General features: G+C 71.5%; 19 protein-coding genes. 11 read left to right on the top strand and 8 right to left on the bottom strand.

What is annotated here, in order from left to right:
- Window positions 1–3: 3 nt before the first annotated feature.
- The gene (locus ACFYWS_RS00190) at window positions 4–519 is read left to right on the top strand and encodes a putative immunity protein (RefSeq protein WP_389267800.1); all 516 of its coding nucleotides are present in this window, start codon (window positions 4–6) and stop codon (window positions 517–519) included.
- Between the two features lie 7 nt (window positions 520–526).
- Here the strand turns inward: ACFYWS_RS00190 and ACFYWS_RS00185 are convergent, their stop codons facing one another.
- From ACFYWS_RS00185 to ACFYWS_RS00175, 3 genes are all read right to left on the bottom strand, one after another.
- Window positions 527–3,646: an amidohydrolase family protein gene (locus ACFYWS_RS00185; RefSeq protein WP_389267798.1), complete on the bottom strand. Its 3,120-nt coding sequence runs from the start codon at window positions 3,644–3,646 to the stop codon at window positions 527–529.
- 122 nt (window positions 3,647–3,768) lie between these two features.
- Window positions 3,769–4,290: a DUF3830 family protein gene (locus tag ACFYWS_RS00180; RefSeq protein WP_266725357.1), complete on the bottom strand. Its 522-nt coding sequence runs from the start codon at window positions 4,288–4,290 to the stop codon at window positions 3,769–3,771.
- Between the two features lie 68 nt (window positions 4,291–4,358).
- Window positions 4,359–5,843, bottom strand: a complete 1,485-nt coding sequence (locus tag ACFYWS_RS00175; protein WP_389267795.1) for an NAD-dependent succinate-semialdehyde dehydrogenase — start codon at window positions 5,841–5,843, stop codon at window positions 4,359–4,361.
- 134 nt (window positions 5,844–5,977) lie between these two features.
- Between ACFYWS_RS00175 and ACFYWS_RS00170 the strand changes: the two genes are divergently transcribed.
- The 3 genes from ACFYWS_RS00170 (at window position 5,978) to ACFYWS_RS00160 (ending at window position 11,124) form a co-directional block, all read left to right on the top strand.
- On the top strand, window positions 5,978–7,246 hold the full coding sequence (locus ACFYWS_RS00170; protein WP_389267793.1) for an aspartate aminotransferase family protein: 1,269 nt from the start codon (window positions 5,978–5,980) through the stop codon (window positions 7,244–7,246).
- A gap of 242 nt (window positions 7,247–7,488) precedes the next feature.
- The gene (locus ACFYWS_RS00165; RefSeq protein WP_389267791.1) at window positions 7,489–10,437 is read left to right on the top strand and encodes an FAD-binding and (Fe-S)-binding domain-containing protein; all 2,949 of its coding nucleotides are present in this window, start codon (window positions 7,489–7,491) and stop codon (window positions 10,435–10,437) included.
- A 114-nt stretch (window positions 10,438–10,551) separates the two neighbouring features.
- Window positions 10,552–11,124, top strand: coding sequence for a dihydrofolate reductase family protein (locus ACFYWS_RS00160; RefSeq protein ID WP_389267789.1), 573 nt, complete (start codon window positions 10,552–10,554; stop codon window positions 11,122–11,124).
- Between the two features lie 18 nt (window positions 11,125–11,142).
- Here ACFYWS_RS00160 and ACFYWS_RS00155 read toward each other — a convergent pair whose 3' ends face one another.
- Window positions 11,143–11,976, bottom strand: a complete 834-nt coding sequence (locus ACFYWS_RS00155) for an oxidoreductase (RefSeq protein WP_389267787.1) — start codon at window positions 11,974–11,976, stop codon at window positions 11,143–11,145.
- A gap of 103 nt (window positions 11,977–12,079) precedes the next feature.
- Between ACFYWS_RS00155 and ACFYWS_RS00150 the strand changes: the two genes are divergently transcribed.
- Complete coding sequence (locus tag ACFYWS_RS00150) at window positions 12,080–13,051, top strand: LysR family transcriptional regulator (RefSeq protein WP_389267785.1); 972 nt, start codon at window positions 12,080–12,082, stop codon at window positions 13,049–13,051.
- Here ACFYWS_RS00150 and ACFYWS_RS00145 read toward each other — a convergent pair.
- A complete protein-coding gene (locus ACFYWS_RS00145; RefSeq protein ID WP_389267783.1) occupies window positions 12,966–14,459 on the bottom strand; it encodes a UbiD family decarboxylase in 1,494 nt (497 codons plus the stop codon). The genes ACFYWS_RS00150 and ACFYWS_RS00145 overlap by 86 nt on opposite strands.
- Before the next feature lie 142 nt (window positions 14,460–14,601).
- Between ACFYWS_RS00145 and ACFYWS_RS00140 the strand changes: the two genes are divergently transcribed.
- Entirely contained in the window at window positions 14,602–15,069 is a 468-nt protein-coding gene (locus ACFYWS_RS00140; RefSeq protein WP_389267781.1) for a MarR family winged helix-turn-helix transcriptional regulator, read from the top strand.
- Between the two features lie 69 nt (window positions 15,070–15,138).
- Complete coding sequence (locus tag ACFYWS_RS00135; protein ID WP_389267779.1) at window positions 15,139–16,896, top strand: isocitrate lyase/phosphoenolpyruvate mutase family protein; 1,758 nt, start codon at window positions 15,139–15,141, stop codon at window positions 16,894–16,896.
- Window positions 16,897–17,083: 187 nt separating this feature from the next.
- Here the strand turns inward: ACFYWS_RS00135 and ACFYWS_RS00130 are convergent, their stop codons facing one another.
- Complete coding sequence (locus tag ACFYWS_RS00130) at window positions 17,084–17,692, bottom strand: acyl-CoA thioesterase domain-containing protein (RefSeq protein WP_389267777.1); 609 nt, start codon at window positions 17,690–17,692, stop codon at window positions 17,084–17,086.
- A gap of 11 nt (window positions 17,693–17,703) precedes the next feature.
- Complete coding sequence (locus tag ACFYWS_RS00125) at window positions 17,704–18,375, bottom strand: TetR/AcrR family transcriptional regulator (protein WP_389267775.1); 672 nt, start codon at window positions 18,373–18,375, stop codon at window positions 17,704–17,706.
- A gap of 188 nt (window positions 18,376–18,563) precedes the next feature.
- Here ACFYWS_RS00125 and ACFYWS_RS00120 point away from each other — a divergent pair, with 188 nt between their 5' ends.
- Window positions 18,564–19,736 carry an acyl-CoA dehydrogenase family protein gene (locus ACFYWS_RS00120; protein ID WP_389267773.1) on the top strand — a complete coding sequence of 391 codons (1,173 nt, stop codon included), beginning with the start codon at window positions 18,564–18,566 and terminating at the stop codon, window positions 19,734–19,736.
- Window positions 19,733–21,085 (top strand): MFS transporter, encoded by a 1,353-nt coding sequence (locus ACFYWS_RS00115; protein ID WP_389267771.1) that lies wholly within the window; start codon window positions 19,733–19,735, stop codon window positions 21,083–21,085. Before ACFYWS_RS00120 ends, ACFYWS_RS00115 begins: the two co-directional genes overlap by 4 nt.
- 19 nt (window positions 21,086–21,104) lie before the next feature.
- Here the strand turns inward: ACFYWS_RS00115 and ACFYWS_RS00110 are convergent, their stop codons facing one another.
- Window positions 21,105–21,785, bottom strand: coding sequence for a GntR family transcriptional regulator (locus tag ACFYWS_RS00110; protein WP_389267769.1), 681 nt, complete (start codon window positions 21,783–21,785; stop codon window positions 21,105–21,107).
- Window positions 21,786–21,919: 134 nt separating this feature from the next.
- Between ACFYWS_RS00110 and ACFYWS_RS00105 the strand changes: the two genes are divergently transcribed.
- Together ACFYWS_RS00105 and ACFYWS_RS00100 are read left to right on the top strand one after the other, a co-directional pair.
- Window positions 21,920–23,332: an amino acid permease gene (locus ACFYWS_RS00105; RefSeq protein WP_389267767.1), complete on the top strand. Its 1,413-nt coding sequence runs from the start codon at window positions 21,920–21,922 to the stop codon at window positions 23,330–23,332.
- Between the two features lie 23 nt (window positions 23,333–23,355).
- The gene (locus ACFYWS_RS00100; RefSeq protein WP_389267765.1) at window positions 23,356–24,630 is read left to right on the top strand and encodes an aspartate aminotransferase family protein; all 1,275 of its coding nucleotides are present in this window, start codon (window positions 23,356–23,358) and stop codon (window positions 24,628–24,630) included.
- Window positions 24,631–24,634 lie beyond the last annotated feature (4 nt).

Here is a 24,634-nt window from a genome sequence, read left to right as displayed (position 1 = left end):
CCCGTGATCCTGCCCAAGATCCGCGACCCCCGCTTCATCACGCTGCGCCGCGGAGGGACGCTCACGGACGACGACCATCACCTCCTGGCTCTGTGGGCGGCCGACTGCGCCGAGCACGTGCTGCCGTTGTTCGAGGCGGTGGAGCCTGTCGACCGGCGCCCTCGTGAGGCGATCGAGCAGGTCCGGGTGTGGGCGCGCGGCGAGATCAGGATGTCCGACTCCCGCTCGGCCGGCGGTCACGCGATGGCCGCGGCGCGCGTGCTGAGCGGAGCGGCCCGCCACGCGGCGTTCGCCGCGGGGCAGGCCGCCGTGGTCGCGCACGTCGCCGCGCACGAACTGGGCGCCGCCGCCTACGCGATCAAGGCGGCCCGCGCGGCGGCGCCCAAGTCCGAAGCCGCGAGCGCGGGCCGGGACGAGTGCCAGTGGCAGCGGGACCGACTCCCCGACGCCATCCGCGCACTCGTCCTGGACGATCAGCGCCTGCGCAACGACATCTGCTGGTCCGTCTTCGACTGCTGACGCCGCATCAGCAGCAGCTGTGCACCGCGTGTTCCGGGCGGTGCCACCAGTACCTTTCGAGGACGGGAGCTTGCGGTACGTCCTCGGCGGTGGCACCGCGCGGCGCCGCTGACGGGGTCGCCGAATCCTCCGCCGTCATCAGGTCGGACACGTCGTGCACCACGCCCCCGGCGACCACCGTACGGACCGCGGCCGCGGCGGTGACGTCCTTCAGCGGATCGCCCTCCACCAGCACCAGATCCGCTAACTTGCCCGGCGCGATCGTGCCCAGATGCTCCGTCACACCCAGCGTGCGGGCGCCCTCCGCGGTGGCCGCGCGCAGCGCGTCGGCGGGGGAGACCCCGTAGCGGACCATGGCCTGCACATTGAGGTGGTAGTACACCGCCGGGGGCACCAGCGGACTGTCCGTGCCGACATGCACGTGCGCCCCGCCCTCGATCAGCCGCCGCACGGTCTCCCCGTGCCGGGCGACGAACCCCAGCTCGGCCGTGGGCTCCTCGGCCTGCGCGTCCCGCACACCGTCGCGGAACTCGTCGTACGACGCCGGGGGCAGCAGCGCCTTCAGGCGCGCGTCGTCCAGGGCCCACCCCGCGTACCGGTACAGCGCCGCCCGCACCGACGACAGGCCGAGCCCGGAAAGGCCGAGCGTCGGGGTGAAGGCCATACCGGACGCGATCAGTGGGGCTGTGACGTCGTCGTAGGAGTGCCCGAGGTGGGTCTCCTTCTGGCGGCGGCCGTAGCGGCTGGTGCCACCCAGGTGCTCGACGCCGTCGGCACCCAGCGCCAGCGGCCCGAACAGGTAGTGCGACGTGGCGGGCAGGCCGATCCGGTGGGCGCCCGCGACGGCCTCCGCCTGCATGTCGTACGGCAGCCTGACGTACGTCTTGACAAGGTCGTGCCCGAGCGCCTCGTGCTTGTCCAGTTCGCGCCGCAGCTGCTCCCGGTCGGTCACGGGCCGGGCGGAGGAGTAGTACACCCGGGAGCCGTCGATCAGCTCCCCGGCCGTGAAGACCCGCGGCCCCACCCGCCGCCCGGACTCCACGGCCTCCTTCGCCTCCACCAGGTGGTAGTGGCCGCTGCCGGGCGAGCGCACCGAGGTGATCCCGAACGCCAGCCACAGCCGCGACGTCGCGTCCAGTTGCCACGGCCCGTGCTCGTGCGCGGCGATCATGCCGGGTATCGCGGTCAGTCCGCCCGCCTTCACCACCTTGTCCCCGGGGCGCACGGCCGTCGTGCCGGACGCCTCGACCGCGGCGATCCGGTCGCCGTCGAGGACGATCTCGACGTCGCGGCGGAGCCGGGACCCGGTGCCGTCCCACAGCGCGCCCACGCGCACCACCGTGCGCCCGGTCGGCTTCGCCGGACGCCACGTCAGGTCCAGGGGGACCGCGGCGGCGCGTCCGCCGCGCGCGTCCGCGATCCGCAGCCGGCCCGCGGACAGGTAGAGCAGCGAGCGTGAGTCGCCGCTGAACGAGGGGAAGTCGGCGCTCTCGCTGTTGACGGTGCGGGCCTTGCCCGCGGGCAGCCCGGCCGCGTCCACCGGCACCACGCGCAGGGTGCCGTCCACGACGCAGGCCAGGTGCTTGCCGTCGGGCGAGTACACCGGGCCCGCGTACTCCCGGTTGGCCAGCGAGGAACCGGGAACGGGATCGCTGTAACGCGCCTCGCCGGTGGCGAGTTCGACGGTGAGGACGCGGTTGTGGCCCTCCCTGAAGCGCGGGGTGACGGGCGCAAGGGCTGCCAGCGAGACGCGGCTGCCGTCGGCGGTGAAGGAGGGTCGGCCGGGCGCGTTGAGCGGCCCGACGACCTTGCGGACGGCGCCGCTTTCCACGGTGACGGTGTGCACGCTGGAGTCGGCGACGAAGGCCACGGCCGATCCGTCGTGGCTGAACGCGGGCAGCGTCGCCCCACCCACATCGGTCAGGCGACGGGTGGCGCCGTCGGCGAGACCGCACCGCCACAGTTCCTGCGTGCCGGAGCGGTCGCTGACGTACACGAGGGAGCCGCCGTCGGGAGACCAGGTGGGCGAGGTGTTGTGGTGTCCGTCGGAGACCACCGCCTCGGGGCGGCCGCCACGGCGCATCACCCAGATGTCGCCGAGCGCGGCGAACGCCAACCGCTTTCCGTCAGGGGCGAGTTCGGGCCCGACGACGCCGCGTACGGGCCGGGCGTCCGTGGAGTCGAAGTCCCTGGCCGTGGGGCGCTCCTCGACGGTGGGCACCTGCACGGCGGCCGCGAACGGGATGTCCTTCACCGCCCCCTTGCCGAGCGTGCGGCGGCGGATCTTTCCGTCCCCGGTGTACAGCAGCTCGTCCGCGTCGATCCAGCGCACCGGCAGCGGAAAGACGTCCTCGTCCGCGCCGGAGACCGCGTCGCCGTCGACGACGACGGAGGTTCCGGCGCTGGTGAGATGCACGTAGGCGAGGCGTTGGCCGTCGGGGGAGAGGGACGGGCCCGCCACGAAGCCGGAGTCCACCTTCGCGAGGACCTTGCGGCTGCCGTCGGCCTCGACCCGCTCGATCACCTGCGGCGCGCTGTCCTTGCCGGACGTGAAGACGATGGCCTTGCCGTCGGGCGCCCAGGCGGGCTGTGCCTCCTGGGCGCTGCCCTCGGTCCAGACCCGGCGCCCGCCGCCCTCGGCGGACAGTACGTGCACGGCGTAGCGGCCGCCGGTCTCGACGGCGCAGGCGATGCGCGTGCCGTCGGGGGACCAGCGGGGCTCGCGGTGGTCGTCGCTGCCGTCGGTGAGTTGGCGCAGTCCGCGCCCGTCCGCCCCGGCGACCCACAGGTGGAAGGAGCCGTCGGTGTAGGCGGAGAACACGATGTGCCGCCCGTCGGGCGAGTAGTCCGGCTCGACGCCCTCCAGCGCGCCACCCGTGAGCCGCGCGGCGTCGCCGCCCTCGGCCGGCACCGTCCACAACGTATTGAGCAGGTCGAACACGACGGTGGTGCCATCGGGCGAGAGCGCGGCGGAGCCGTTCGTCATCTCGGTCACCGTGACCGCCGCGCGCCTCCCCGCGGCCGCCGCACCCGGTGCGGACGCGACCGCGCCGCCTGCCCCGACCAGTGCGGTCCCGGCGGCGACGAGGCCGCTCCGCTTGACGAAAGTACGGCGTGTGAGAGCCACAGTCGTCCAACCTCCCGAAGATCAACAACAGTTGACGGGAGGCTATGCACACCACGCGTCACCGCATCCGCACGCGCTGTAGATGTGACGTGAAAGTAATGCGCCGACGCCCGACTGCTGTCTTACTCCGCCCGCTTGAACTGCAGGGACTCCCCGACGGCCCCTGTCCGCCACAGGTCCTGGCAGGCCTCGGCGAGGCGGTCGAGGCCCTCGACGACCGTGCCCCAGACGATGCCGGGGACCCAGCCCTGGTCGCCGTTGATCAGCAGGTTGTTGCGCTCGTAGAACAGCGCGAGGTCGACGACGATGTCGCGCTCCGCGTGCGCGGCCTGGTTGCCCTGCTGCTCGGCGGCGGCCTCGTAACCGTAGGAGGCCGTGCTCATCTGGGTGTTGGAGAACGTGAAGTAGCACAGGTCGCCAGGGATCGGCGTGATCGTCGGGTTCTCCAGCGGGGGCTCCTGCGGGGCGAAGGCCGGCACGAGGGTGTAGATCTCGTTGCGCGCGTACTTCGCGTGGTAGACGTCGCTGCCCAGCGGCAGCGCGTTCCAGATCGCCTCGCAGGTGATCGGGGCGCGGTCGTCGAGCAGCTTGGCGGTGGCGGTGACGCCGCGCTTGGGCAGGGAGACCTCGATGAAACGGTCCATGGGTGTCGTCGCTCCGGTCTGATCGGTGATCAACGTAGGGGGAAGGTAAGCCGGTTGGGGTCCGCCTGTCAGCCGAGCGGCATGGCCAGGTAACGCGTCTCCAGGAACTCGTCGATGCCGACCCGGCCGCCCTCACGGCCCAGGCCCGAGGCCTTGACGCCGCCGAACGGGGCCGCGGGGTTGGAGACGACGCCCTTGTTGAGGCCGACCATGCCGGTCTCCAGGCGCTCGGAGAGCCGGAAGGCGCGCTCCAGGTTCTCCGTGAACAGGTACGAGACCAGGCCGTACTCGGTGTCGTTGGCCGCGGCGACGACCTCGTCCTCGTCGGTGAAGGTGAGGATCGGGGCGACCGGGCCGAAGATCTCCTGGCTCATCAGGGCGGAGTCGGGGGAGACGCCGGTGAGGACGGTCGGCGTGTAGAAGTAGCCCTCGCCCGCCGCGCGCTCGCCACCCGTGAGGACCTTCGCGCCGCGCTCGACGGCGTCCGCGACCAACTCCTCGACCTTGCCGCGGCCGTCCTCGTCGATGAGCGGACCGACCGAGACACCGTCCTCGGTGCCGCGTCCGACCGCGAGCGAGGCCATTCGCGCGGAGAGCTTCTCGGAGAACTCGGCGGCGACGGACTCGTGCACGTACAGACGGTTGGCGGCCGTGCACGCCTCGCCGATGTTGCGCATCTTGGCGGCCATGGCGCCCTCGACGGCCTTGTCGATGTCGGCGTCCTCGCACACGATGAACGGCGCGTTGCCACCCAGCTCCAGCGACACCCGCAGCACGTGTTCGGCGCTCTGCTCGATGAGCAGGCGGCCCACCGCGGTGGAACCCGTGAAGGACAGCTTGCGGACCGTGCCGCCGCGCAGCAGCGGCTCGACGACCTCGCCGGGGCGGGACGTGGTGAGCACGTTCAGAACGCCGGCGGGCACGCCCGCCTCGGTCATGATCTCGGCGAGCTTCAGCATCGTCAGCGGCGTCTGCTCGGCCGGCTTCACGATCATCGTGCAGCCCGCCGCGATCGCCGGGCCGATCTTGCGGGTGCCCATGGCGAGCGGGAAGTTCCACGGAGTGATCAGCAGCACCGGGCCGACCGGGCGCTTCATCACGACGAAGCGGTCCTTGCCGTCGGGGGAGGCCTGATAACCGCCCTCGATGCGGACGGCCTCCTCGGCGAACCAGCGGAAGAACTCGGCGGCGTACGCCACCTCGCCGCGCGCCTCCGCGATCGGCTTGCCCATTTCGAGTGTCATCAGGAGGGCGAGCTCGTGCTGGCGCTCCATGAGGAGTTCGTAGCCGCGGCGCAGGATCTCGCTGCGCTCGCGCGGCGCGGTGGCCGCCCAGGACTCCTGCGCCGCGGCCGCGGCTTCGGCGGCGGCGCGCGCGTCCTCGGCGCCCGCGTCGGCGACGGTGCGCAGCTCACGGGCGACCGACGGGTCCTCGACGCCGAAGGTCGCGCCGGAGGCCGCCGGGCGCCAGCCGCCGCCGATGAAAAGGCCGTCGGGCACGGACGCCACGACGGCCTGCTCCTGCTGTGTCTGCTGCTCGGTAGGTGCGCTCACTTCGACTCCCGGATCAGTTTGAGTACCCCCGGCCCGACCTACTCGTGGACAGCCGCGGAATTGCATGCTTGCATGAGTGTAGGTTGTTGACAATCCTACGACGCAGCCCGATGTTGATCTACAAGGAGCCGTCCATGAGTGCCTTGTCCCCCGTCCTCAAGCAGGCCACCCCCGTCCTGGCCGAACGCGGCGAGGGCGTCCATCTCTACGACGAATCCGGCCGCGCCCACCTGGACTTCACCGCCGGCATCGGCGTCACGTCCACCGGGCACTGCCACCCGAAGGTCGTCGCCGCAGCCCAGGAGCAGGTCGGCAAGCTCATCCACGGCCAGTACACGACCGTGATGCACAAGCCGCTGCGCACGCTCAGCGCGCGCCTGGGCGAGGTGCTGCCGAACGGGCTCGACTCGCTCTTCTTCGTCAACTCTGGTTCGGAGGCCGTCGAGGCCGCGATGCGCCTCGCCAAGCAGGCCACCGGTCGGCCCAACATCGTCGCCTTCCAGGGTGGCTTCCACGGCCGTACGCTCGCCGCCGCGTCGATGACCACGTCGGCCACCAAGTTCCGCTCCGGGTACGGCCCGCTGATGTCGGGCGTCGCACTCGCGCCGTTCCCCAACTGCTTCTACTACGGCTGGGACGAGGAGACCGCGACCAAGTTCGCGCTGCGCGAGCTGGACCAGCTGCTCGCCACCGTCACCACGCCCGCCGACACCGCCGCGTTCATCGTGGAGCCGGTCCTCGGCGAAGGCGGCTACGTCCCCGCCAACACGGCCTTCCTGCGCGGCCTGCGCGAGCGCGCCGACCGGCACGGCATCCTGCTGATCATCGACGAGGTGCAGACCGGGTTCGGGCGCACCGGCAAGTTCTGGGGCCACGACCACTTCGACGGCAAGCCCGACATCATCGTCACCGCCAAGGGCCTGGCCAGCGGCTTCCCGCTGTCCGCGATCGCCGCCTCCAAGGAGCTCATGTCGCGGGCCTGGCCCGGTTCGCAGGGCGGCACGTACGGGGGCAACGCGGTGGCCTGCGCCGCCGCCATCGCCACGCTCGACGTCATCCAGGAGGAGAAGCTCGTCGAGAACTCCGCCGAGCGCGGCGAGCAGCTCTTCGCCGGCCTGCGCGAGGTCGCCGAGTCCTACCCCGTCGGTGGGCAGGGCGGCATCGGCGACGTCCGCGGCCTCGGCCTGATGGCGGGCATCGAGTTCGTCACCGGCGACGGCTCCCCGGACGGCGCCACCGCCGCCCGCGTGCACGCCGCCGCATCGGAGCGCGGTCTGCTCCTGCTCACCTGCGGGACACAGGGCCAGGTCGTCCGGATGATCCCGCCGCTCGTCGTGAACGGCGAGGAGATCGACGAGGGCCTGCGGCTGTGGCGCGAGTCGCTCGCGGCGGTCCTCGGCTGACACCTCCGGTGGAACCGGGGCGGCGTCGAGGCGCCGCCCCGCACCCGCCGTCGCCCCGGCCGGCCGCCGCCGCGCCGGGGCGACGGTGTGTCACCTGCCGGTCGGTCACGGCCCGGTCCCGGCCGCCAGGTCCTCGTGCCGGGCACCCGCCACCCGTGATCCCGCAATTCCACCACCCCGCCGCAGCGATCTTGAGATCCTCACCTCCAGCAGCACCTCTCCGCCCGCCCGAAGGAGCCACCATGTCCGCCCCCGTCGCCACGACCGGATCCGCCGCGCGCCGCCCCGACGCGCCCGACCCGGCGACGCTGCAGAAGCTGGAGCGCGCGCTGCGGGACGCCGTGCCGCACGGCGAAGTCGCCTTCGGCAAGCGGCGGCGCGCCGAGTACGCGCAGGACGCCTCCGTGTACCGGCAGGTGCCCGCGGCCGTCGTGCTGCCCGCCGACACGGACGAGTTGGCCGCCGCGCTCGCCGCCTGCCACGGCCTCGACGTCGCCGTCACCCTGCGCGGCGCGGGCACCTCCATCGCCGGACAGGCGGTCGGTGACGGCGTCGTCATCGACACCTCCCGCAGCCTCAACCGCATCATCGACATCGACGCCGAGGCGCACACCGCCCGCGTCGAACCCGGCGTCGTCCTCGACCGCCTCCAGGACGCCTGTAAGCCGCACGGCCTGCGTTTCGGCCCGGACCCCTCCACGCACGCCCGTTGCACCATCGGCGGCATGATCGGCAACAACGCCTGCGGCACCCACTCGGTGGCCTGGGGCCGCACCGCCGACAACATCGTCGAACTGGAGGTCCTCACGTACGACGGCGAGCGCATCACCCTGCGCTCCCTCGATGCCGAGGAACTGCAGCACGTCATAGACGAGGGTGGCCGCACCGGCGAGATCCACGCCCGCCTGCGCGAGCTGCGCGACCGGCATCTGGCCATGCTGCGCACGGAGTTCGGCCGCTTCCGCCGCCAGGTCTCCGGCTACAGCCTCGAACACCTGCTGCCGGAGAACGGCTTCGACCTCGCGGCCGCGCTGGTCGGCACCGAAGGCACCTGCGCGGTCGTCGTCTCGGCCACCGTCAAGCTCGTCGACCTCCCGGCCCGCCGCACCCTCGTGGCGCTCGGCTTCTCCGACCTCCCCGCCGCGGGCGACGCCGCCCGCCACGTCCTGCGCCACGAACCCATCGCCTGCGAGGGCCTGGGTGGCGACCAGGTCGCGGCGCTGCGCCGCAACGTCCCCGACGCTCGCCCCGAGGAGATGCTCCCCGAGGGCGCGGGCTGGCTGCTGTGCGAGTTCGGGCACGCCGACGCGACGCCTGACCCGGAGGCCGAACAAGCCCGCGCCGAGGCCCTGCTGAAGGACACCGGCGCCGTCGACGTCCGCCTCGTACAGAGCCCCGCGGAACAGGCCGCCCTGTGGCGCATCCGCGAGGACAGCTCGGGACTCGCCACCCGCGCCCCCGACGGCTCCGAGGCCTGGCCCGGCTGGGAGGACTCCGCCGTCCCCGTCGAACACCTCGGCGACTACCTGCGCGACCTGGCCCAGCTCCTGGAGAGCCACGGCCTCCAGGGCACCCCGTACGGCCACTTCGGCGAGGGCTGCGTGCACATCCGCATCGACTTCGACCACGAGACGACCGAAGGCGTGCGGATCTTCCGTACGTTCATGAAGGACGCGGCCGAACTCGTCGCCCGGCACGGCGGCACGCTCTCCGGCGAGCACGGCGACGGGCAGGCCCGCGCCGAGTTCCTGCCCCTGGTCTACAGCGAGGAGGCCATGGCGGCCTTCGGCGAGTTCAAGGCGATCTGGGACCCGGAGAACCGGCTCAACCCCGGCATCCTCGTCCACCCCCGCCCCGCCGACGAGCGCCTGCGCATCACCGCGGGCCACCGTCCCACCCTCCAGCTCACCACCACGCTCGCCCTCGCAGAGGACGGCGGCGACCTCACCAAGGCGCTGCGCCGCTGCGTCGGCGTCGCCAAGTGCCGCACCGCGTCCGGCGGTGTGATGTGCCCCAGTTACCGCGCCACCGGAGACGAGAAGGACTCCACCCGCGGGCGCGCACGCGTGCTCTACGAAATGGTGCAGGGCGACGTCATCACCGACGGCTGGCAGTCCGAGGAGGCCGCGGAGGCGCTCGACCTCTGCCTGTCCTGCAAGGGCTGCAAGAGCGACTGCCCCGTAGGCGTCGACATGGCCTCCTACAAGGCGGAGTTCCTGCACCACCACTACAAGGGCAAGCGCCGCCCCGCCTCCCACTACGCGCTCGGCTGGCTGCCCCTGTGGTCCCACCTCGCGGGCCTCGCGCCGAGCCTCGTCAACGCGGTGACGCGCAACAAGAAGGCGGCCACACTTCTTAAGAAGGCGGGCGGCATCGCCCCGGAGCGCCCCGTCCCGCCCTTCGCCGGGCGCCGCTTCCGTACGAGCTTCAAGAAGCGCCGCAACGCGCCGACCCCCGGCAGCCGGGGCAAGGTCCTCCTGTGGCCCGACACCTTCACCGAGTTCATGTCACCCGAGGTCGGCCGCGCGGCCGTCGTCGTCCTGGAACACGCGGGCTTCGAGGTGGTCCTGCCGCCCGACCGCCTGTGCTGCGGCCTGACCTGGCACACGACGGGCCAGCTCGACATGGCCAAGAAGGTGCTGGAACGCACCCTCAGCGCGGTCGACCCCTACCTCCAGGAGGGCATGCCGCTGGTCGGCCTGGAGCCCAGCTGCACCTCCCTGTTCCGTACGGACGCCACGGAGCTGTTCCCCGACGACCCGCGAGCCAAGCGCCTCGCCGAGCAGACCGTGACCCTCGCCGAACTCCTCGACCAGCGCGCCCCCGACGTCGACTTCGGCCACCTCGACGACGTCACCGCCCTGACCCAGACCCACTGCCACCAGCACGCCACACTCGGCAGCAAGGCGGACGACCGGGTACTCGCCCGCGTCGGCGTGGACAGCGGCCGCCTCGACTCCGGCTGCTGCGGACTGGCCGGCAACTTCGGCTTCGAGGACGGCCATTACGACGTGTCGGTCGCGGTCGGCGAGCAGGCCCTCCTCCCGGCCCTGCGCGAGGCTGCCGACGACACGGTGGTCCTCGCGGACGGCTACAGCTGCCGTACTCAGATCACCCAGCTCTCCGACCGCAGGCCACGCCACCTCGCGGAACTGCTCAGGGACGCGTTGAGGACACGGCGGGGCGACTGACCGATACCCCGGCGACCCGTCGCACACCGATGAGTTCTGCCACGCCCGCCGGTCTATGAGTGTGAGTTGGCGCAGAGCCGACCGATAACCAGTGAGAAATCAGGGAGATCCGACATGCGCACGCTGATCAGCACTGCCTTCGTGTCCCTCGACGGAGTCGTGGAGGCGCCCGGCGGCGAGCCCGGGTACCGCAACTCCGGGTGGACCTTCAAGGGCGTCGACTTCGTGCCCGAGGCGTTCGAGATCAAGGGCAGGGAGCAGACCGAGGCCACCGCGATGCTGTTCGGCCGGGTCAGCTACGAGGCGTTCAGCCCGGTGTGGCCGGGCATGGAGGAGTTCGCCGAGTACAAGCCGATGCCGAAGTACGTCGTGTCCACCAGCCTCAAGTCGGACGACCTGGTGGCGGGTTGGGGCGAGACGACGATCCTGCGCTCGCTCGACGAGGTCGCCGCGCTGAAGGAGACCGAGGGCGGCCCGATCATCATGCACGGCAGCGCCACCCTCAATCAGAACCTGTCGGACGCGGGCCTCATCGACCGCTACCACCTGCTGGTCTTCCCGCTGCTGCTCGGCGCGGGCAAGCGACTGTTCAGTGCGACGGACAAGGACACCCAGCATCTGAAGCTCGTCGAGCACGAGGCGTATGCGAACGGGCTGCAGAAGAACGTCTTCGACGTCGTGCGCTGAGGCCGTCGGGGTGCTCCGTCACGTGTCGAAGTCGGTGGATCGGGCGAGCTTCTCCCAGGTGGCCAACTCGGCTCGGGCGCCGTCGAGTTGGGTGGTGATCGCGTCGACCGCGTCGTTGCCGAGCGGCAGGCGCAGCGGCGGCTCGTCGGCGTCCACGGCGGTCAGGATGGCGGCCGCGGCCCTGGCCGGATCCCCGGGCTCCTGGCCGCTGCCGCCCGGCAGCGCGGACAGGACGGGACCCACGGTGTCCTGGTACGCGTCCAGGGTCGATACGGGCGTCAGATCGGCGGACCCGGCGAACCCGGTCCGGAACGCGCCGGGTTCGACGATCAGCACGCGGATGCCGAGCGGCGCCACCTCGGCGGCCAGCGCCTCGGAGAGCCCCTCCAGAGCGAACTTGGTGGCGCAGTACGCACCGACCCCGGCAAAGGCGAACCGGCCTCCCATGCTGGTCAGTTGGACGATGGTGCCCGAGCCGCGGCGGCGCATGTGCGGCAGTACGGCCCGGGTGAGCGCGGCCGGGCCGAAGAAGTGCAGGTCCATCAGGTCCCGCAGCTCCGCGTCCGTGGCCTCCTCGACCGCCCCGACCATGCCACGCCCCGCGTTGTTGACCAGGACGTCGATCCGGCCGTGCCGGGCGGCCACACCGTCGACCGCGGCCTGGACGTCGCCGATGGCGGTCACGTCCAGCGCCAGCGTCTCGACCTGGTCGGGGTGTGCGGCGACCAGATCGTCGAGCGGCGCGGTGCGGCGGGCGGCGGCCACCACCACATCCCCCGCGGCCACCGCCGCCTCGGTGATCGCGCGGCCGAACCCGCTGCTCGCTCCCGTGACCAGCCAAACTCTGTTCATCGTGTGCTCCTCGATCCGGGGGAGCCGCCGCTGTCGGCAGCCCGTGTGCGAACTACCTTGCGGTACAACCCAGTTGCCCGTACAAGATCTGCCGTGATAGCCGATGGTTATGGACGTTCACGGGCGGGACCTGAGGTACTTCACCGCGGTGGCCGAGGAGTTGCACTTCACGCGTGCGGCCGAGCGGCTGTACGTCTCGCAGCCCGCGCTGAGCAAGCAGATCCGGATGCTGGAGAAGCAGCTGGGGGCCGCGCTGTTCGAGCGGGACCGGCGCGAGGTGCGGCTGACCGAGGCCGGGGTGGCGCTGTTGCCGCACGCCCAGAGGATGGTCGCCGAGTGGGAGGCGGGGCGGGAGTCGGTCGCGAAGGTGGTGGCCGAGCGGGCTGCGGCTCTTGTCGTGGGGATGAGCACGAGTCCGGGGCGCGGCGGCGTGCTGCCGGCGATCCGCTCCCGCTTCACCGCCGAGCATCCCGACACCCGGCTGCGGGTCCGCCAGGTGTCCTGGGACGACTCGACCGCGGGGCTCGCCGACGCCGCGAGCGACGTGGCGTTCGTGTGGCTGCCGCTGCCGGAACAGGAGCGCTACCGGTGGTTGTCGGTCGCCGAGGAGCCCCGCCTGGTCGCCATGGCCGAGACGCACCCGCTGGCCGACCGCGGGGCCGTCGACTTCGCGGACCTCCTGGACGAGCCGTTCCTCGCGCTGCCCGACAGCGCCGGGCCACTGCGTGACCACTGGCTGGCCACCGAAGCCCGCGGCGGGAAACCCGCGGTCATCGGGGCGGAGGTGGCCAGCGCCGAGGAGACGTACGAGGCACTCGTCGCGGAACTCGGCGTCGTCCTGCTCGCGCTCGGCAACGCACCGCTTCTCACCCGCGGCGGAGTCGTCACCCGCCCCGTCCACGGCATCTCACCCAGCCGTTTCGTCCTGGCCTGGCGCGCCGACGACCGCCGCCCGCTGGTGCGCGCGTACGCGCGAGCCGCCGAGGCCGTCAGCGACGGAACCCGTACTCCGCCCACTTCTCGACCACACGCCGCCGCACGTCCTCGGGGAACGAGTTCCGGAACGAAGCGGTGATCCCCGGTGTGTCACCGGCCAGTTGGGCGGGGAGCAGGCAGCTGATGACGGCCTTGCCGCCACGGCCCGTGCGGGCCTCCTCCGGGGTGAGGTAGGGAACCATGGGGATGCCGGGCGCCTGCGGGTACACGTATTCGCCGGTGCCGGGGTGGTAGCGCGTCGCCATCGCCCACACCAACTGGTCGATGTCGGTGACGTCGATGTCGTCGGCGACCAGGATCACCTTCGGGACGAGCCACCCGGTGTGCGAGCCGAACAGCACCTCGGCGACGGCGTCGGCCAGTTGGCGCTCACTCATCGCCGTCCCGGCCAGCCGCGCGATATCGACGGAGACGGCGATCCAGCAGGTGGCGGCCTCGTACGAGCACCAGGCCATGGAGACGGGAAGTCCGCTGGAGCGCAGCAGGTCCAGGCTGGTCGCCGAGATCATCGTGCCCCAGATGGTGTGGTTCTCCTCCGGCGGAAGGCCCGCCACGCACACCGGCAGGATGGGATCGTCGCGGTGGGTGACGGTCTCCACGTGGAAGACGGGCTGCTGCTTGCTGCCCGCGAACGAATACCCGTGGTACTCGCCCATCGGCCCCTCGGGGGCCGTCTCGTCCGGGCTGATCCAGCCCTCCAGCACGATCTCCGAGTTGGCGGGCACATGCAGGTCGTGCAGCTCGGTGCGGACGACGTCGACGGGGCTGCCGGCGAGGGCGCCCACATACCCGTCCTCGTTCACCTCGGCGGGCAGCGGCATGCCCGCGGCCGCCAGCGCGGCGGGCGGGGCCCCGAGGACCATGGCCCAGGGCGTGGGCTCGCCGCGCTCCCGCCACATCTGGTGGATCATGCCGAGGTGCTGCTGGGGCATGGCGGGTCCGACGAGCGTGCGCGGCCCGTGCAGCATCGTGCGGCTGACGGACCAGCTCGTCCACCGGCCGTCGGGTGTGCGCACGACATGGAAGCCGTACGTCCCGAAGTACCGCCCGCCGTCCTCGGCGTGCAGCAGCGGGACGGGGAAGCGGGTGAGGTCGACGTCCTCGCCCGCCAGGACGTTCTCCTTGCAGGGGCCGCCGTCCACGATGCGCGGGGGGAGTGGGTCGGCGTGCATCGCCGAGATGAGGCGCTCAAGGAGTTCGCGCGGCGCGGTCTCGCGGGGGAGGTCGAAGTGTGCGGCGAGCCGCCCGTACGCGCCGTCCGCGCGACCGGTGAGCCCGGCGGGCGCCCCGAGGATGCGATGCCCGGGCGCACCCTCGGTGAGGTTGCTGAACAGGGGAGCGGGGCCGCGCGTCTCGTACACGCGCCGCGTGATGGCGCCGACCTCAAGCGTGGGGCTGACCGGTTGACGGATGTCGACCGCGTCGCCCGCCTCGATCAACTCCTCCACAAAGTCACGGAAGTTGAGCGCGCTGCCGCGTTGCGTCATGACAGACCCTTTCGTGCGGGCGAGTGCCGACCGGAACGGGATCGGCCCTCCCCGAAGGCATCACACACAGTTATTACGTACACGTCCTACCTTCCTCACGGTAAAGTACGTACACGTCCTAATCAACCGAGGGGTCCCACAGATGTCGCGTCCGACGTCCCGGAAGAGCGCGCACGCCGAAGCCCTGGAAGCGGCACTCGACGGGCTCGGGCCGCTCGCCCGCCAGCTGAACCAGCTGCACACGCGGCTCTGGTACGAGCAGGTCCACCAGGACCTGACCGGCCCGCAGTTCACCGTCCTGAGCCTGCTCGACCTGCACGGCGACATGGACCAGGGCACGCTCGGCACCCTGGCCCACCTCGACAAGTCGACCGCCGCACCACTCCTGGAGCGACTGCGCCGACGGGGCCTGCTGGACATCCAGAAGGATGAACGCGACCGCCGCCGCAAACTCGTCCGCATCACGGAGAGCGGCCGCCACCTGGTGACCCGCCTGGCGCCCGGCGTCACGGACGTGAGCGACCAGCTGCTGGACGTGCTCACGGGGGAGGAGCGGGGGGAGTTCCTGCGGATGCTGCGACGGGTGACGTCGCGGCAGCAGGACGCGTGAACCGCCGGCCGGAGCGCGGCGGGGACGGTTCGGCCGGACCCGAAGCGTTCCACGCCTAGCGTCGAGTGCATGAACCGAACCGTGCATGAAGTGCGCCGCTACGAGGACGTGCGGGCCGCGCTGGCCGACCCGAACCTGGTGCCGGAGCCGCCGGCCGCCGCCGAGGGGCCCGCCGGAGCGTCGATGACCTGGCTGCGGGCCTCGGTGCCCCGGTTCAGCTCGGGCGCGACGCATGCGCGGCGCCGGGCCCTGGTGGAGACCGAACTCGCCCGACTGGACGTGTCGCAACTGGAGGAGGCGGCGGCGCACTGGCCCGACGCGGCCACCCGGGACGCGGCACCCCACGTCGTACGCACCCTCGCAGAGGCCCTGGGATACCCGGAACCCGAGACCGTAGCGGAGGCGGTCACGGCCATCGCGGCCGTCTACTTCGGCGGAGAGGACCCCGCGGCCGACGCGGCGGTGGCCCACCTGGTCGACCTGCTGTCGCCATCCGGGCAGCCGCACGACCCGAGCGAAGTCGCCGCCGCCCGCATCTGCCTCCTCGTGCAGGCCAGTGACGCGACCGCGACCCTGGTGCGCCAAGCCGACGCCACTCCCGCTCCCGCCTCCGCCGGCGCTCGCCCCGTTGAGCGACTGCTGCACGAAACGCTGCGCGACGATCCGCCCGTCCGCGTCCTGCGCCGCGTCGCCGCCCGCGACACCCGCGTGGCCGGTAGGGACATCGCCGCCGGTGACCTCGTCCTCCTGGACGCCACGGCGGCCGCCCCCGCCGTCGCCACTCCCGCTCCCGCCTCCGCCGACGCCCGCCCCGTTGAGCGGCTGCTCCACGAAACGCTGCGCGACGATCCGCCCGTCCGTGCCCTGCGCCGCGTCGCCGCCCGCGACACCCGCGTCGCCGGTACGGACATCGCCGCCGGTGACCTCGTCCTTCTGGACGCCACGGCGGCCGCCCCCACGGACGCCGACGCGCCGCTCACCTTCGGTGCGCCGCCGCGCGTGTGCCCCGGCCGGGACCACGCCATGGCCCTGGCCGCGGGGGCCCTCGCGCACCGGCGGCCCTCGCTCACCCCCTTCGCCCACCTGCACCGCAAGGGCGTGCCGCTGCTGCTGTTGCCGAACGCCTGGGACTGCGCCTCGGCCGCGGCGCTCGCTGCCGAGGGGTTCGAGGCCGTCGGCACCACCAGTCTCGGCGTGGCCGCCGCGGCCGGGCTCCCGGACGGCGCGGGTGTCACCGCTGACGCCACCCTCGCCCTGGCCCGCCGACTCGGGCGCACTTCGCTCCTGTTCACCGTCGACATGGAGGGCGGATTCAGCGACGACCCGGAGGAAGTCGCCGATCTCGCCCGCCAGTTGAGCGCCGCGGGCGCCGCCGGGATCAACCTTGAGGACGGACGCGCCGACGGCGGCCTCACCCCGGTCCACCAGCACGCCGCGAAGATCGCGGCGGTCAAGGCGGCCGTCCCCGAGCTGTTCGTGAACGCCCGCACCGACACGTACTGGCTGGGCCGCGGTCACGAAGGCACCGACGAGCGCCTCGCCGCGTACCAACAGGCTGGCGCCGACGGGCTGTTCGTGCCCGGTCTGGCCGAACCCGACCGGATCCGCGACATCGCCTCCCGCTTCGAGCTCCCCCTCAACATCCTCTACTCGCCCACCGGACCGACCCTCGACGAGCTCGCCGCGCTGGGCGTCCGCCGGGTCAGCCTCGGCTCGCTGCTCTACCGCCGGGCGCTCGGCGAGGCCGTGGCCACCGCGCGGGCCGTCCGCGAAGGGCGGCGGCCCACCGGAGACACCCTGTCGTACGGGGACGTGCAGTCCCTGTAGAGGGTCAGCGCTCCGGCGCCGGATTCGCGAGCGCCGTCGTCGTGCAGTAGCCGATCGGGCCCGCCGCGTCGTACAGCGTGCAGTGTCCGACGGCGATGCCGTCCTCCGCCGTGTGCGCCGTCGCCTCCAGGCCGATCGCGTCGCTGAGCGGGAGCCGGCTCAGGGACAGCGTGTAGTCGGCGTTGATTTAGCGCAGGCCGTCGTCGCCCGCGTGGGCGAGGGGGCTCGCGGTGTCGGCGGCCAGCGCGGCGCGGACGAGCGGGGACAGGGCCTCTCCGCCCACCAGCGGCCGGGCGTCGCGCATCCAGGACCGCCGCCGCTGATCGCCGCTCCACTCCCGCACGGGCCGCAGCTCCTCGTCGAACCGCAGGAACTGCGTGCGCCCGTGCGGGGCCAGCATGTCCTGCGCCGGCGGCGCGTCCCACGGGCCGGTCGCGGGAATGTGTCCCGGAGGCGGTGTGCCGGTGCGCAGCAGTACGGCGCTGGCCCGCGCCAGGGGCCGCCCGTCGCCGCCGCGCACGACGGCGTCGGCCACGCGGATCCGCCGCCCGTCGCGGACACGCTCCGTGGTGACACCGACCGGGGCGAAGGGCGCGGTGCGGAACAGGTCGACGGTGAGCCGGGCGAAGTGCAGCCCCTCCTCGGCGTGTTCGCGTTCCAGCGCCCGCGCGGCGAGCCCGCCCAGGAGCCGGCCGTGCACCGTGTCGGGCGCCCACCAGCCGCGCGCGTGCGACTCAGGCACGAAGGTGTCTCCGCTCCGGATGAAGTAGGGCGCCTCGTCCTCGGTCTGTGCCACGTGTGTTCCTTTCAGTGCGTCGTACGTCGGTGCGTACGGGGATCAGTCGTCCGCAGCGGATCGATGTGCAGCGGGTCCAGCCTGCGGATGAGCGCGAGCGTGGCGTGACAGATCGCGTCCGCGTCCCGCTTGCGCGCACATGTGCCGATCTCCCGGCCCGCCTCACCGATGACGGAGGTGAGGACGCCGACCACCAGCCGGTCCACGGGTTCGCTGCCCGCTTCGAGCAGCACCGAGTTCTGCCGGATCCACTCGCGGCCGCGCGCCCGGCGCATCAGCTCGAAGCCGGGCGGCCCGTCGCCGTCCATCCACAGTTCGATCAGGTCACGCCGTCGCCAACAGCCCTCCAGGAAGCTTCGGGTGCCGACGAGGAACAGTTCCAGCGGATCCGTCTCGCCCGCGGCCCGCGCCGCTGCCACCGCCTCGGCCGCCTCGCGTTCGCGGGAGTTCTCGTAGTCCTCCCACAGTGCGACGAACAGCTCCGTCTTGCCGCCGAAATGGTGGTAGAGACTGCCCACGCTGGACCCGGCCCTGCGCACCACCGCCACGATCGCCGTGTCCGTGAACCCCTGCTCGCAGAAGACCTCGCGGGCGGCGTCCAGCAGGGTGCGCCGGGTCTGTTCCGTGCGGCTCCACTGCCAGGCGCCGTCCTTGGCCGAGGTCCGCTCCGCCTTGCGTGTCATCCGGTCGTCACCCCCTGCGTACCCACTTCCGTACCGAACCGAATTTTAGAATCAGCCGATTCGCCGCGCCAGAAGCCCGGTTGAACTCGTTCCTACCTCTTGACCGACCGCCGTGCCGCGGGCAACTTGAACTCATTCCTAGATTCCCGTTCCAGGATTCCCGCATCCGGTATTGAGGGGGCACTTCCATGGTCGACTTCTCGCTGTCCACCGAGGAACGTCAGATCAGGGACACCGTGCGCGCGTTCATCACCAAGGAAGTGATGCCGCTGGAGCAGGACGTCCTGCGGGGCGAACGGGCCGGCCGGCGGGGCATCGAAGCCGAAACGGTCGCCGAACTCCGCGCCAAGGCCCGCAGATCGGGCTTCTGGGGCGTCAACACCCCGGAGGAGTACGGCGGGATGAACCTCGGCCCCGTCATGTCCGCGATCATCGCGATGGAGATGGGCCGGACCTTCGTCCCCTTCAGCTTCGGCGGCAGCGCGGACAACATCCTCTACGCCTGCGACGAGGAGCAGAAGCGGCAGTACCTGCTGCCCACCATCGAGGGCGAGCGCCGCTCCTGCTTCGCCATCACCGAACCCGGCGCCGGCTCCGACGCCCGCAACATCCGCAGCCGCGCCGTCCGCGACGGCGACGACTGGCTGATCACCGGCGAGAAGACCTTCATCACCGGCGGCAACGAGGCCGACTTCGTGATGGTGTTCGCGGTCACCGACTCGGACAAGGGCGCCGACGGCGGTGTCACCTGCTTCCTCGTCGACCGCGACATGGGCTGGAAGTCCGAACCGATCGAGACGATGGGCGAGTGGGGCCCGGCCTCCCTCGTCTTCGACGAGGTGCGCGTCCCCGGCCGCAACGTACTCGGAGAGGTCGGCAAGGGATTCCGGCTCGCCATGGAATGGATCGGCCAGGGCCGCTACCTCATCCCCGCCCGGGCCATCGGCTCCGCCGAGCGCATGCTCCAGATGGGCGTCGACTACGCCCGCCAGCGGCACTCCATGGGCCGGCCCATCGCCGACTACCAGGCCATCCAGTGGCACATCGCCGACTCCCAGGTGGAGATCGAGTCCGCGAAGTGGCTCACCCTGTACGCGGCCTGGCGCACCCAGCAGGGCCTCGACGCCCGGCACGCGTCCTCCATCGCCAAGCTCAACGGCGCCGTGATGGCCAACCAGGTCGTCGACCGTGTCCTGCAGATCCACGGCGGCATGGGCTACACCAAGGAACTGCCCATCGAACGCTGGTACCGCGAACTGCGCCTTCTGCGCATCTTCGAGGGCACCGACGAGATCCAGAAGCGCACCATCGCCCGCAACCTCATCAAGGGGCACGTACGACTCGGCGGGATCGGCGAGTGACTGGGCAGCGCCCGCGCACCGGGCTCTTCCGGGTGCGCGAGCTCGACCAGTATCCGGACGCGAAACAGCGGATGCGCATCCTGTCGATGGCGGTCCTCGCGGTCCTCATCGCCTCCTACGAGGGCCAGATCGCGCCCGTCGTGCCGCTGCTCCTCGACGACCTGGACATCTCGCTGACCACCTACGGCGCCGTGTCCGCCACGGCGCTCGTCGCCGGGGCCATCGCGTCGATGGTCGGCGGGCGGCTCACCGACACCGTGGGCCGGGTGCGGCTCATCGTGCCCCTGCTGATGCTCACGGCCGGCTGCTGCTTCCTGATGACGACCGTCCACTCGGCCGGTCAACTCCTCGCCGTGAGGGCCGTGTTGTCGGTCGTCGACGGCATGGCCATGGCGGGCACCGCGCCCCTGGTGCGGGACTTCTCGCCGCGCATGGGCCGCGCGCAGGCCTTCGGCTTCTGGACCTGGGGCCCGGTCGGAGCGAGCTTCCTGGCCGCCGCGGTCGCCAGCCTCACGCTGCCGCTGTTCGACGACTCGTGGCGCTCCCAGTTCGTCATCATGGGATCGGTGTCCCTCGTACTCTCCGTGGTCATCGCCTTCAACATCGCGGACCTCTCACCCGAACTGCGCGCCCGCATCGTGCAGTCCGAGCGGGAGACCCTCGGCCGGGCGGACCACACCAAGCCGCCGCGCGCCCTCGACCTGTTCGCGCACCGCGACATCTGGGCGCATGTGATCGGCATCGCGTCCTGGCTGGTGCTGTACGTGACGCTCGTCGTGTACGGGCAGACGATGCTCGCGGAGAGCTTCGACCTGGACGCCGCGACGGCCTCGCAGATCATGGCCGCGTTCTGGACGCTGAACATCTTCACCCTCGTCCTGACCGGCCGGATCTCCGACCGGCTGCAACTGCGCAAGCCCTTCTGCGTGGGCGGGACGGTGGGCGGCGTGCTGCTCACCGTGTACCTGGCGGGCCTCGTCGGGCGTGAGGACGTCTCGCACCTGCACATCGCGATCACCGGCGCGCTGCTCGGCGGGGTGATGGGCTGCGCCTACGGGCCGTGGATGGCGAATTTCTCGGAGAACGCCGAGGACGTCGACCCGCGCCTTCAGGGCACCGCCTGGGGTGTGTTCACCTTCCTGACCAAGGCGATGGGCGTGGTGGTCCTCCTCGTCGTGCCCCGCGTGGTCGAATCCCACGGCTGGCGCGCCTGGCTCGTCGTCTGCGGATGCTGCATGGCCGTGTTCGTCCCGGCATCGCTGTTCTTCCGCGGCCCGTGGCGCCGGCCGAAGGCGGCACCGGCGGCGGCCCCGCAGGACACCACGGCCCCCGCCCCCGCGGGTGACTGACGCGGGACTCAGGCGGCGTTCACCCTGTGAAGGACGCCGCCAGAATCTCCTGCACCCGCGCCCCGTTCGACGCGATGTGATGCCTCGCCTCCCGCTGCGCGCGCTCCGCGTCGCCCGCGCGGATCGCGTCCATCAGCGGTTCGTGCTCGCCGAGGAGCCTGCGCGGGTTCTCGTTCTCACGTTCGTGGGCGGACAACGCCATGAGGTAGAAGCGCAGTTCACGGGTGAGCCCGGCGTAGAACGCGTCGATGCGGGCGTTGCCCAGCGTCGCCACGATCGTCCCGTGGAAGGCCAGGTCCGCGGCCACGATGTCGGCGCGCCGCAGTGAGGCCGTCACCGTGACGAGATGGTCGTACGCGGCCTCCACGGCGCCGAGTTGGGCCGTGCCGAGGGGCGCCGCGAGGGCCGCCGCCTCCAAGTGCTCGCGCGCCGTGTAGAGCTCGTCGACGCTCTGCGGCGTGGGGGAGATGACCACGGCCCCGCGGTTGGCCTGGAACCGGATCAGACCACCGTGCTCAAGCAGCCGGACGGCCTCGCGCACCGTGTTGCGGGCGATGCCGAGTTCTGCGGCGATGGCGCTCTCGCGCAGCCGCTCGCCAGGCCGGAAGGAGCCGGCGAGGATCCGCTCCGACAGACCGTCAGCGATCTGCTGCGCGGTCGTGGTTCGCCGGGCCACCAGCCCTTCAAGTGCCGTCGTCATGGCGTCATCGTAGCCATCCCGCGACCCCTGGTGCCGAACAGTAGAACTGTTCTACAGTTGCGCACTGCTTCGGCCGATCATGGCCCGTCGCCTGCGTGACCCACTGAACCGATGTTGCAGGAGGGCCCTCAACAGTGCGGACAACTCACGGACACGACCGGATCGATCCCGGCGACGGGGCGGCCCCGGAGCAGCCGCCCTCCGACACACCCCGCACCCTCAGACAGCGGCACGTGCGGATGATCGCCCTCGGCGGCATCGTCGGCGCCAGCCTCTTCGTCGGCAGCGGCGCCGTCATCCACACCGTCGGACCCGCCAGCATCCTGTCGTACGCCCTCGGCGGTCTCCTGGTCATCCTCGTCATGCGGATGCTCGGCGAGATGGCGACCGCCTCACCGACCCTCGGCTCGTTCATGGAGTACGCCAGGACGTCGCTGGGTGGCTGGGCCGGATACACCATCGGCTGGCTGTACTGGTACTTCTGGGTCGGCGTCGTCGCCTTCGAAGCGGTCGCGGGCGCCAAGCTGCTGATGCTCTGGATACCCGGCGTACCGCAGTGGCTGTTCTCCCTGATCCTGATGACCCTGCTGACGGCCACGAACCTGGTGTCCACCCGCTCCTTCGGGGAGACCGAGTTCTGGCTGGCCTCCATCAAGGTCGTCACGATCGTCGTGTTCCTCGTCGCGGGCACACTCTTCGCGCTGGGCCTGTGGCCGGACACGAAGCTGTCGGTCGGCAACGTCGCCCTCGACGGATTCGCCCCCAACGGCCTCTCCGCCATCCTGCACGGCGTCGTCCTCGTGATCTTCTCCTACGTCGGAACCGAGATCGTCACCATCGCCGCCGCCGAATCCGACAACCCTGTGAAGTCGGTCGTCAAGGCGACCTCCTCGACGGTGTGGCGCGTCATCATCTTCTACGTGGGGTCGGTCACGCTGTTGGTGATGATGACGCCGTGGGACCGGATCCCGACCGAGACCAGCCCGTACGCGGCCGCCTTCGGCAAGATGGGCGTGCCCGCGGCGACGACCATCATCAACGTCGTGGTGCTCACCTCCGTCCTGTCCGTGCTCAACTCCGGTCTCTACACGGCCTCCCGCATGCTCTTCGCCCTCCAACGCCACCAGTGGGCACCCCGCTGGGTCGCCCACCGCAGCCGCAAGGGCGCCCCCTGGAAGGCCATCCTGGCCTGCACCGTCGTCGGATACGTGGCCGTCGCGATGAGCTACGTCGCCCCGGACACCATCTTCAGCTTCATCATCAACTCGGCAGGCGCCGTAGGCCTGTTCGTCTACGCGATCATCGCGGGCTCGCAACTGCGCATGCGGCGCCAGCTCGAACGCGAGGCCCCGGAGCGGATCAAGCTGCGCATGTGGGGCTACCCCTACCTCAGCTGGGCCACCCTGGCAGCCATCCTCGTCGTCCTGAGCTCCATGCTCCTCGTCCCGGACGCGCGCTCGCAGCTCTATCTGAGCGTCCTGAGCCTGGCAGCCATCCTCGCCACCTACGCGCTCGTACGGACCCGGCGACGCGACACCACACACTGACCCCCACCTTTACGGAGAACCTCATGGCCCAGGAGAACCCGCCCGTCCTGACCGGCCCCGCCCTGTGGAGCGCGCAGGCCCACCTCCCGTCCGTCCTCGGACGCCAGCTGACCATCGAACGCGCCGAGGGCAGCTACCTGTACACCACGGACGGCCGCCGCCTCTTCGACGGCACCGCAGGACTCTGGCACGCCAACGTCGGCCACGCGCGCCCCGAACTCGCCGACGCCGCCCACGACCAGATGCGACGCCTGGAGACGTACCACGTCTTCGGCCGCTACCTGAACGACCGCGCGGTAGCCCTCGGCGAACGCCTCGCCGCGATGTCACCCATCGACGACCCCAAGGTCATCCTCAACAGCGGCGGCAGCGACGCCATCGACGTCGCCTGCAAGCTCGCCCGCAGGCACTGGCAGCGCGAGGGCCGCGAGAGCAAGACCATGATCCTCAGCCGCGAGTTCGCGTACCACGGACTGCACGCCTACGGCACGAGCATCGCGGGCCTCGACTTCAACCGGACCGGCTACGGCACCGAGTCCCTGGTCCCGGAGACCGCGCGCGTGTCCACGGACGACATCGACGCCGTCGAACGCACCGTCCGCGAGATCGGACCGGAACACATCGCCGCCCTCGTCGCCGAACCCGTCCAGGGCACCGGCGGTGTCATCGTGCCGGCACCCGGCTACCTCGAAGGCCTGCAACGCATCTGCCGCGAGAACGACATCCTGCTGATCATCGACGAGGTGATCACCGGATTCGGGCGCACGGGCCACATGTTCGCCACCGAACGCTACGGACTCACCCCCGACCTGATCACCTTCGCCAAGGGCGTCACCTCCGGCTACGCCCCGCTCGGCGGCGTCCTCGTCGCCCCGCACATCTGGCAGCCGTTCTACCGGGACACCGACGACACACCCATGTTCCGGCACGGCGCCACCTACTCCGGGCACGCCACCGCCTGCGCCGTGGCACTGCGCAACCTCGACATCCTCGACGAGGAGAAGCTGGTGCCCAGGGTGGCCGACCTCGAACACGTCCTCGCCGACGAACTGCGGGTCCTCGGCACACGGGAGTCCGTCGTCGAGACACGGGTCGCGGGCCTGCTCGGCGGTGTCGCCCTCGTCGACGACATCAACGCGGAGGCTGTCACCGACGAGCTCGTCGAGCACGGCTTCGTCACCCGCCCACTGCGCGGCAACACCGTGCAGATCAGCCCGCCGTTCATCACCACCGACGACGAACTGCGCGCTCTCGTCGCCGCCATCGCCACGGTGCTCGCGGCACACGAAGGCCGGTGACGCC

Origin of the sequence: Streptomyces sp. NPDC002795 (genome assembly GCF_042888725.1) — a bacterium.
In the GTDB taxonomy this organism is placed as follows: domain Bacteria; phylum Actinomycetota; class Actinomycetes; order Streptomycetales; family Streptomycetaceae; genus Streptomyces.
The sequence above is the reverse complement of the archived record's forward strand: the minus strand, read 5'-3'. Positions and strand labels throughout refer to the sequence as shown.

Coding starts and splice junctions, on each gene's coding strand:
- ACFYWS_RS00160 (WP_389267789.1), top strand. CDS start 10,552: ATGCGCACGCTGATCAGCACTGCCTTCGTGTCCCTCGACGGAGTCGTG.
- ACFYWS_RS00145 (WP_389267783.1), bottom strand. CDS start 14,459: ATGACGCAACGCGGCAGCGCGCTCAACTTCCGTGACTTTGTGGAGGAG.
- ACFYWS_RS00135 (WP_389267779.1), top strand. CDS start 15,139: ATGAACCGAACCGTGCATGAAGTGCGCCGCTACGAGGACGTGCGGGCC.
- ACFYWS_RS00180 (WP_266725357.1), bottom strand. CDS start 4,290: ATGGACCGTTTCATCGAGGTCTCCCTGCCCAAGCGCGGCGTCACCGCC.
- ACFYWS_RS00170 (WP_389267793.1), top strand. CDS start 5,978: ATGAGTGCCTTGTCCCCCGTCCTCAAGCAGGCCACCCCCGTCCTGGCC.
- ACFYWS_RS00140 (WP_389267781.1), top strand. CDS start 14,602: ATGTCGCGTCCGACGTCCCGGAAGAGCGCGCACGCCGAAGCCCTGGAA.
- ACFYWS_RS00150 (WP_389267785.1), top strand. CDS start 12,080: ATGGTTATGGACGTTCACGGGCGGGACCTGAGGTACTTCACCGCGGTG.
- ACFYWS_RS00125 (WP_389267775.1), bottom strand. CDS start 18,375: ATGACACGCAAGGCGGAGCGGACCTCGGCCAAGGACGGCGCCTGGCAG.
- ACFYWS_RS00120 (WP_389267773.1), top strand. CDS start 18,564: ATGGTCGACTTCTCGCTGTCCACCGAGGAACGTCAGATCAGGGACACC.
- ACFYWS_RS00155 (WP_389267787.1), bottom strand. CDS start 11,976: ATGAACAGAGTTTGGCTGGTCACGGGAGCGAGCAGCGGGTTCGGCCGC.
- ACFYWS_RS00165 (WP_389267791.1), top strand. CDS start 7,489: ATGTCCGCCCCCGTCGCCACGACCGGATCCGCCGCGCGCCGCCCCGAC.
- ACFYWS_RS00100 (WP_389267765.1), top strand. CDS start 23,356: ATGGCCCAGGAGAACCCGCCCGTCCTGACCGGCCCCGCCCTGTGGAGC.
- ACFYWS_RS00110 (WP_389267769.1), bottom strand. CDS start 21,785: ATGACGACGGCACTTGAAGGGCTGGTGGCCCGGCGAACCACGACCGCG.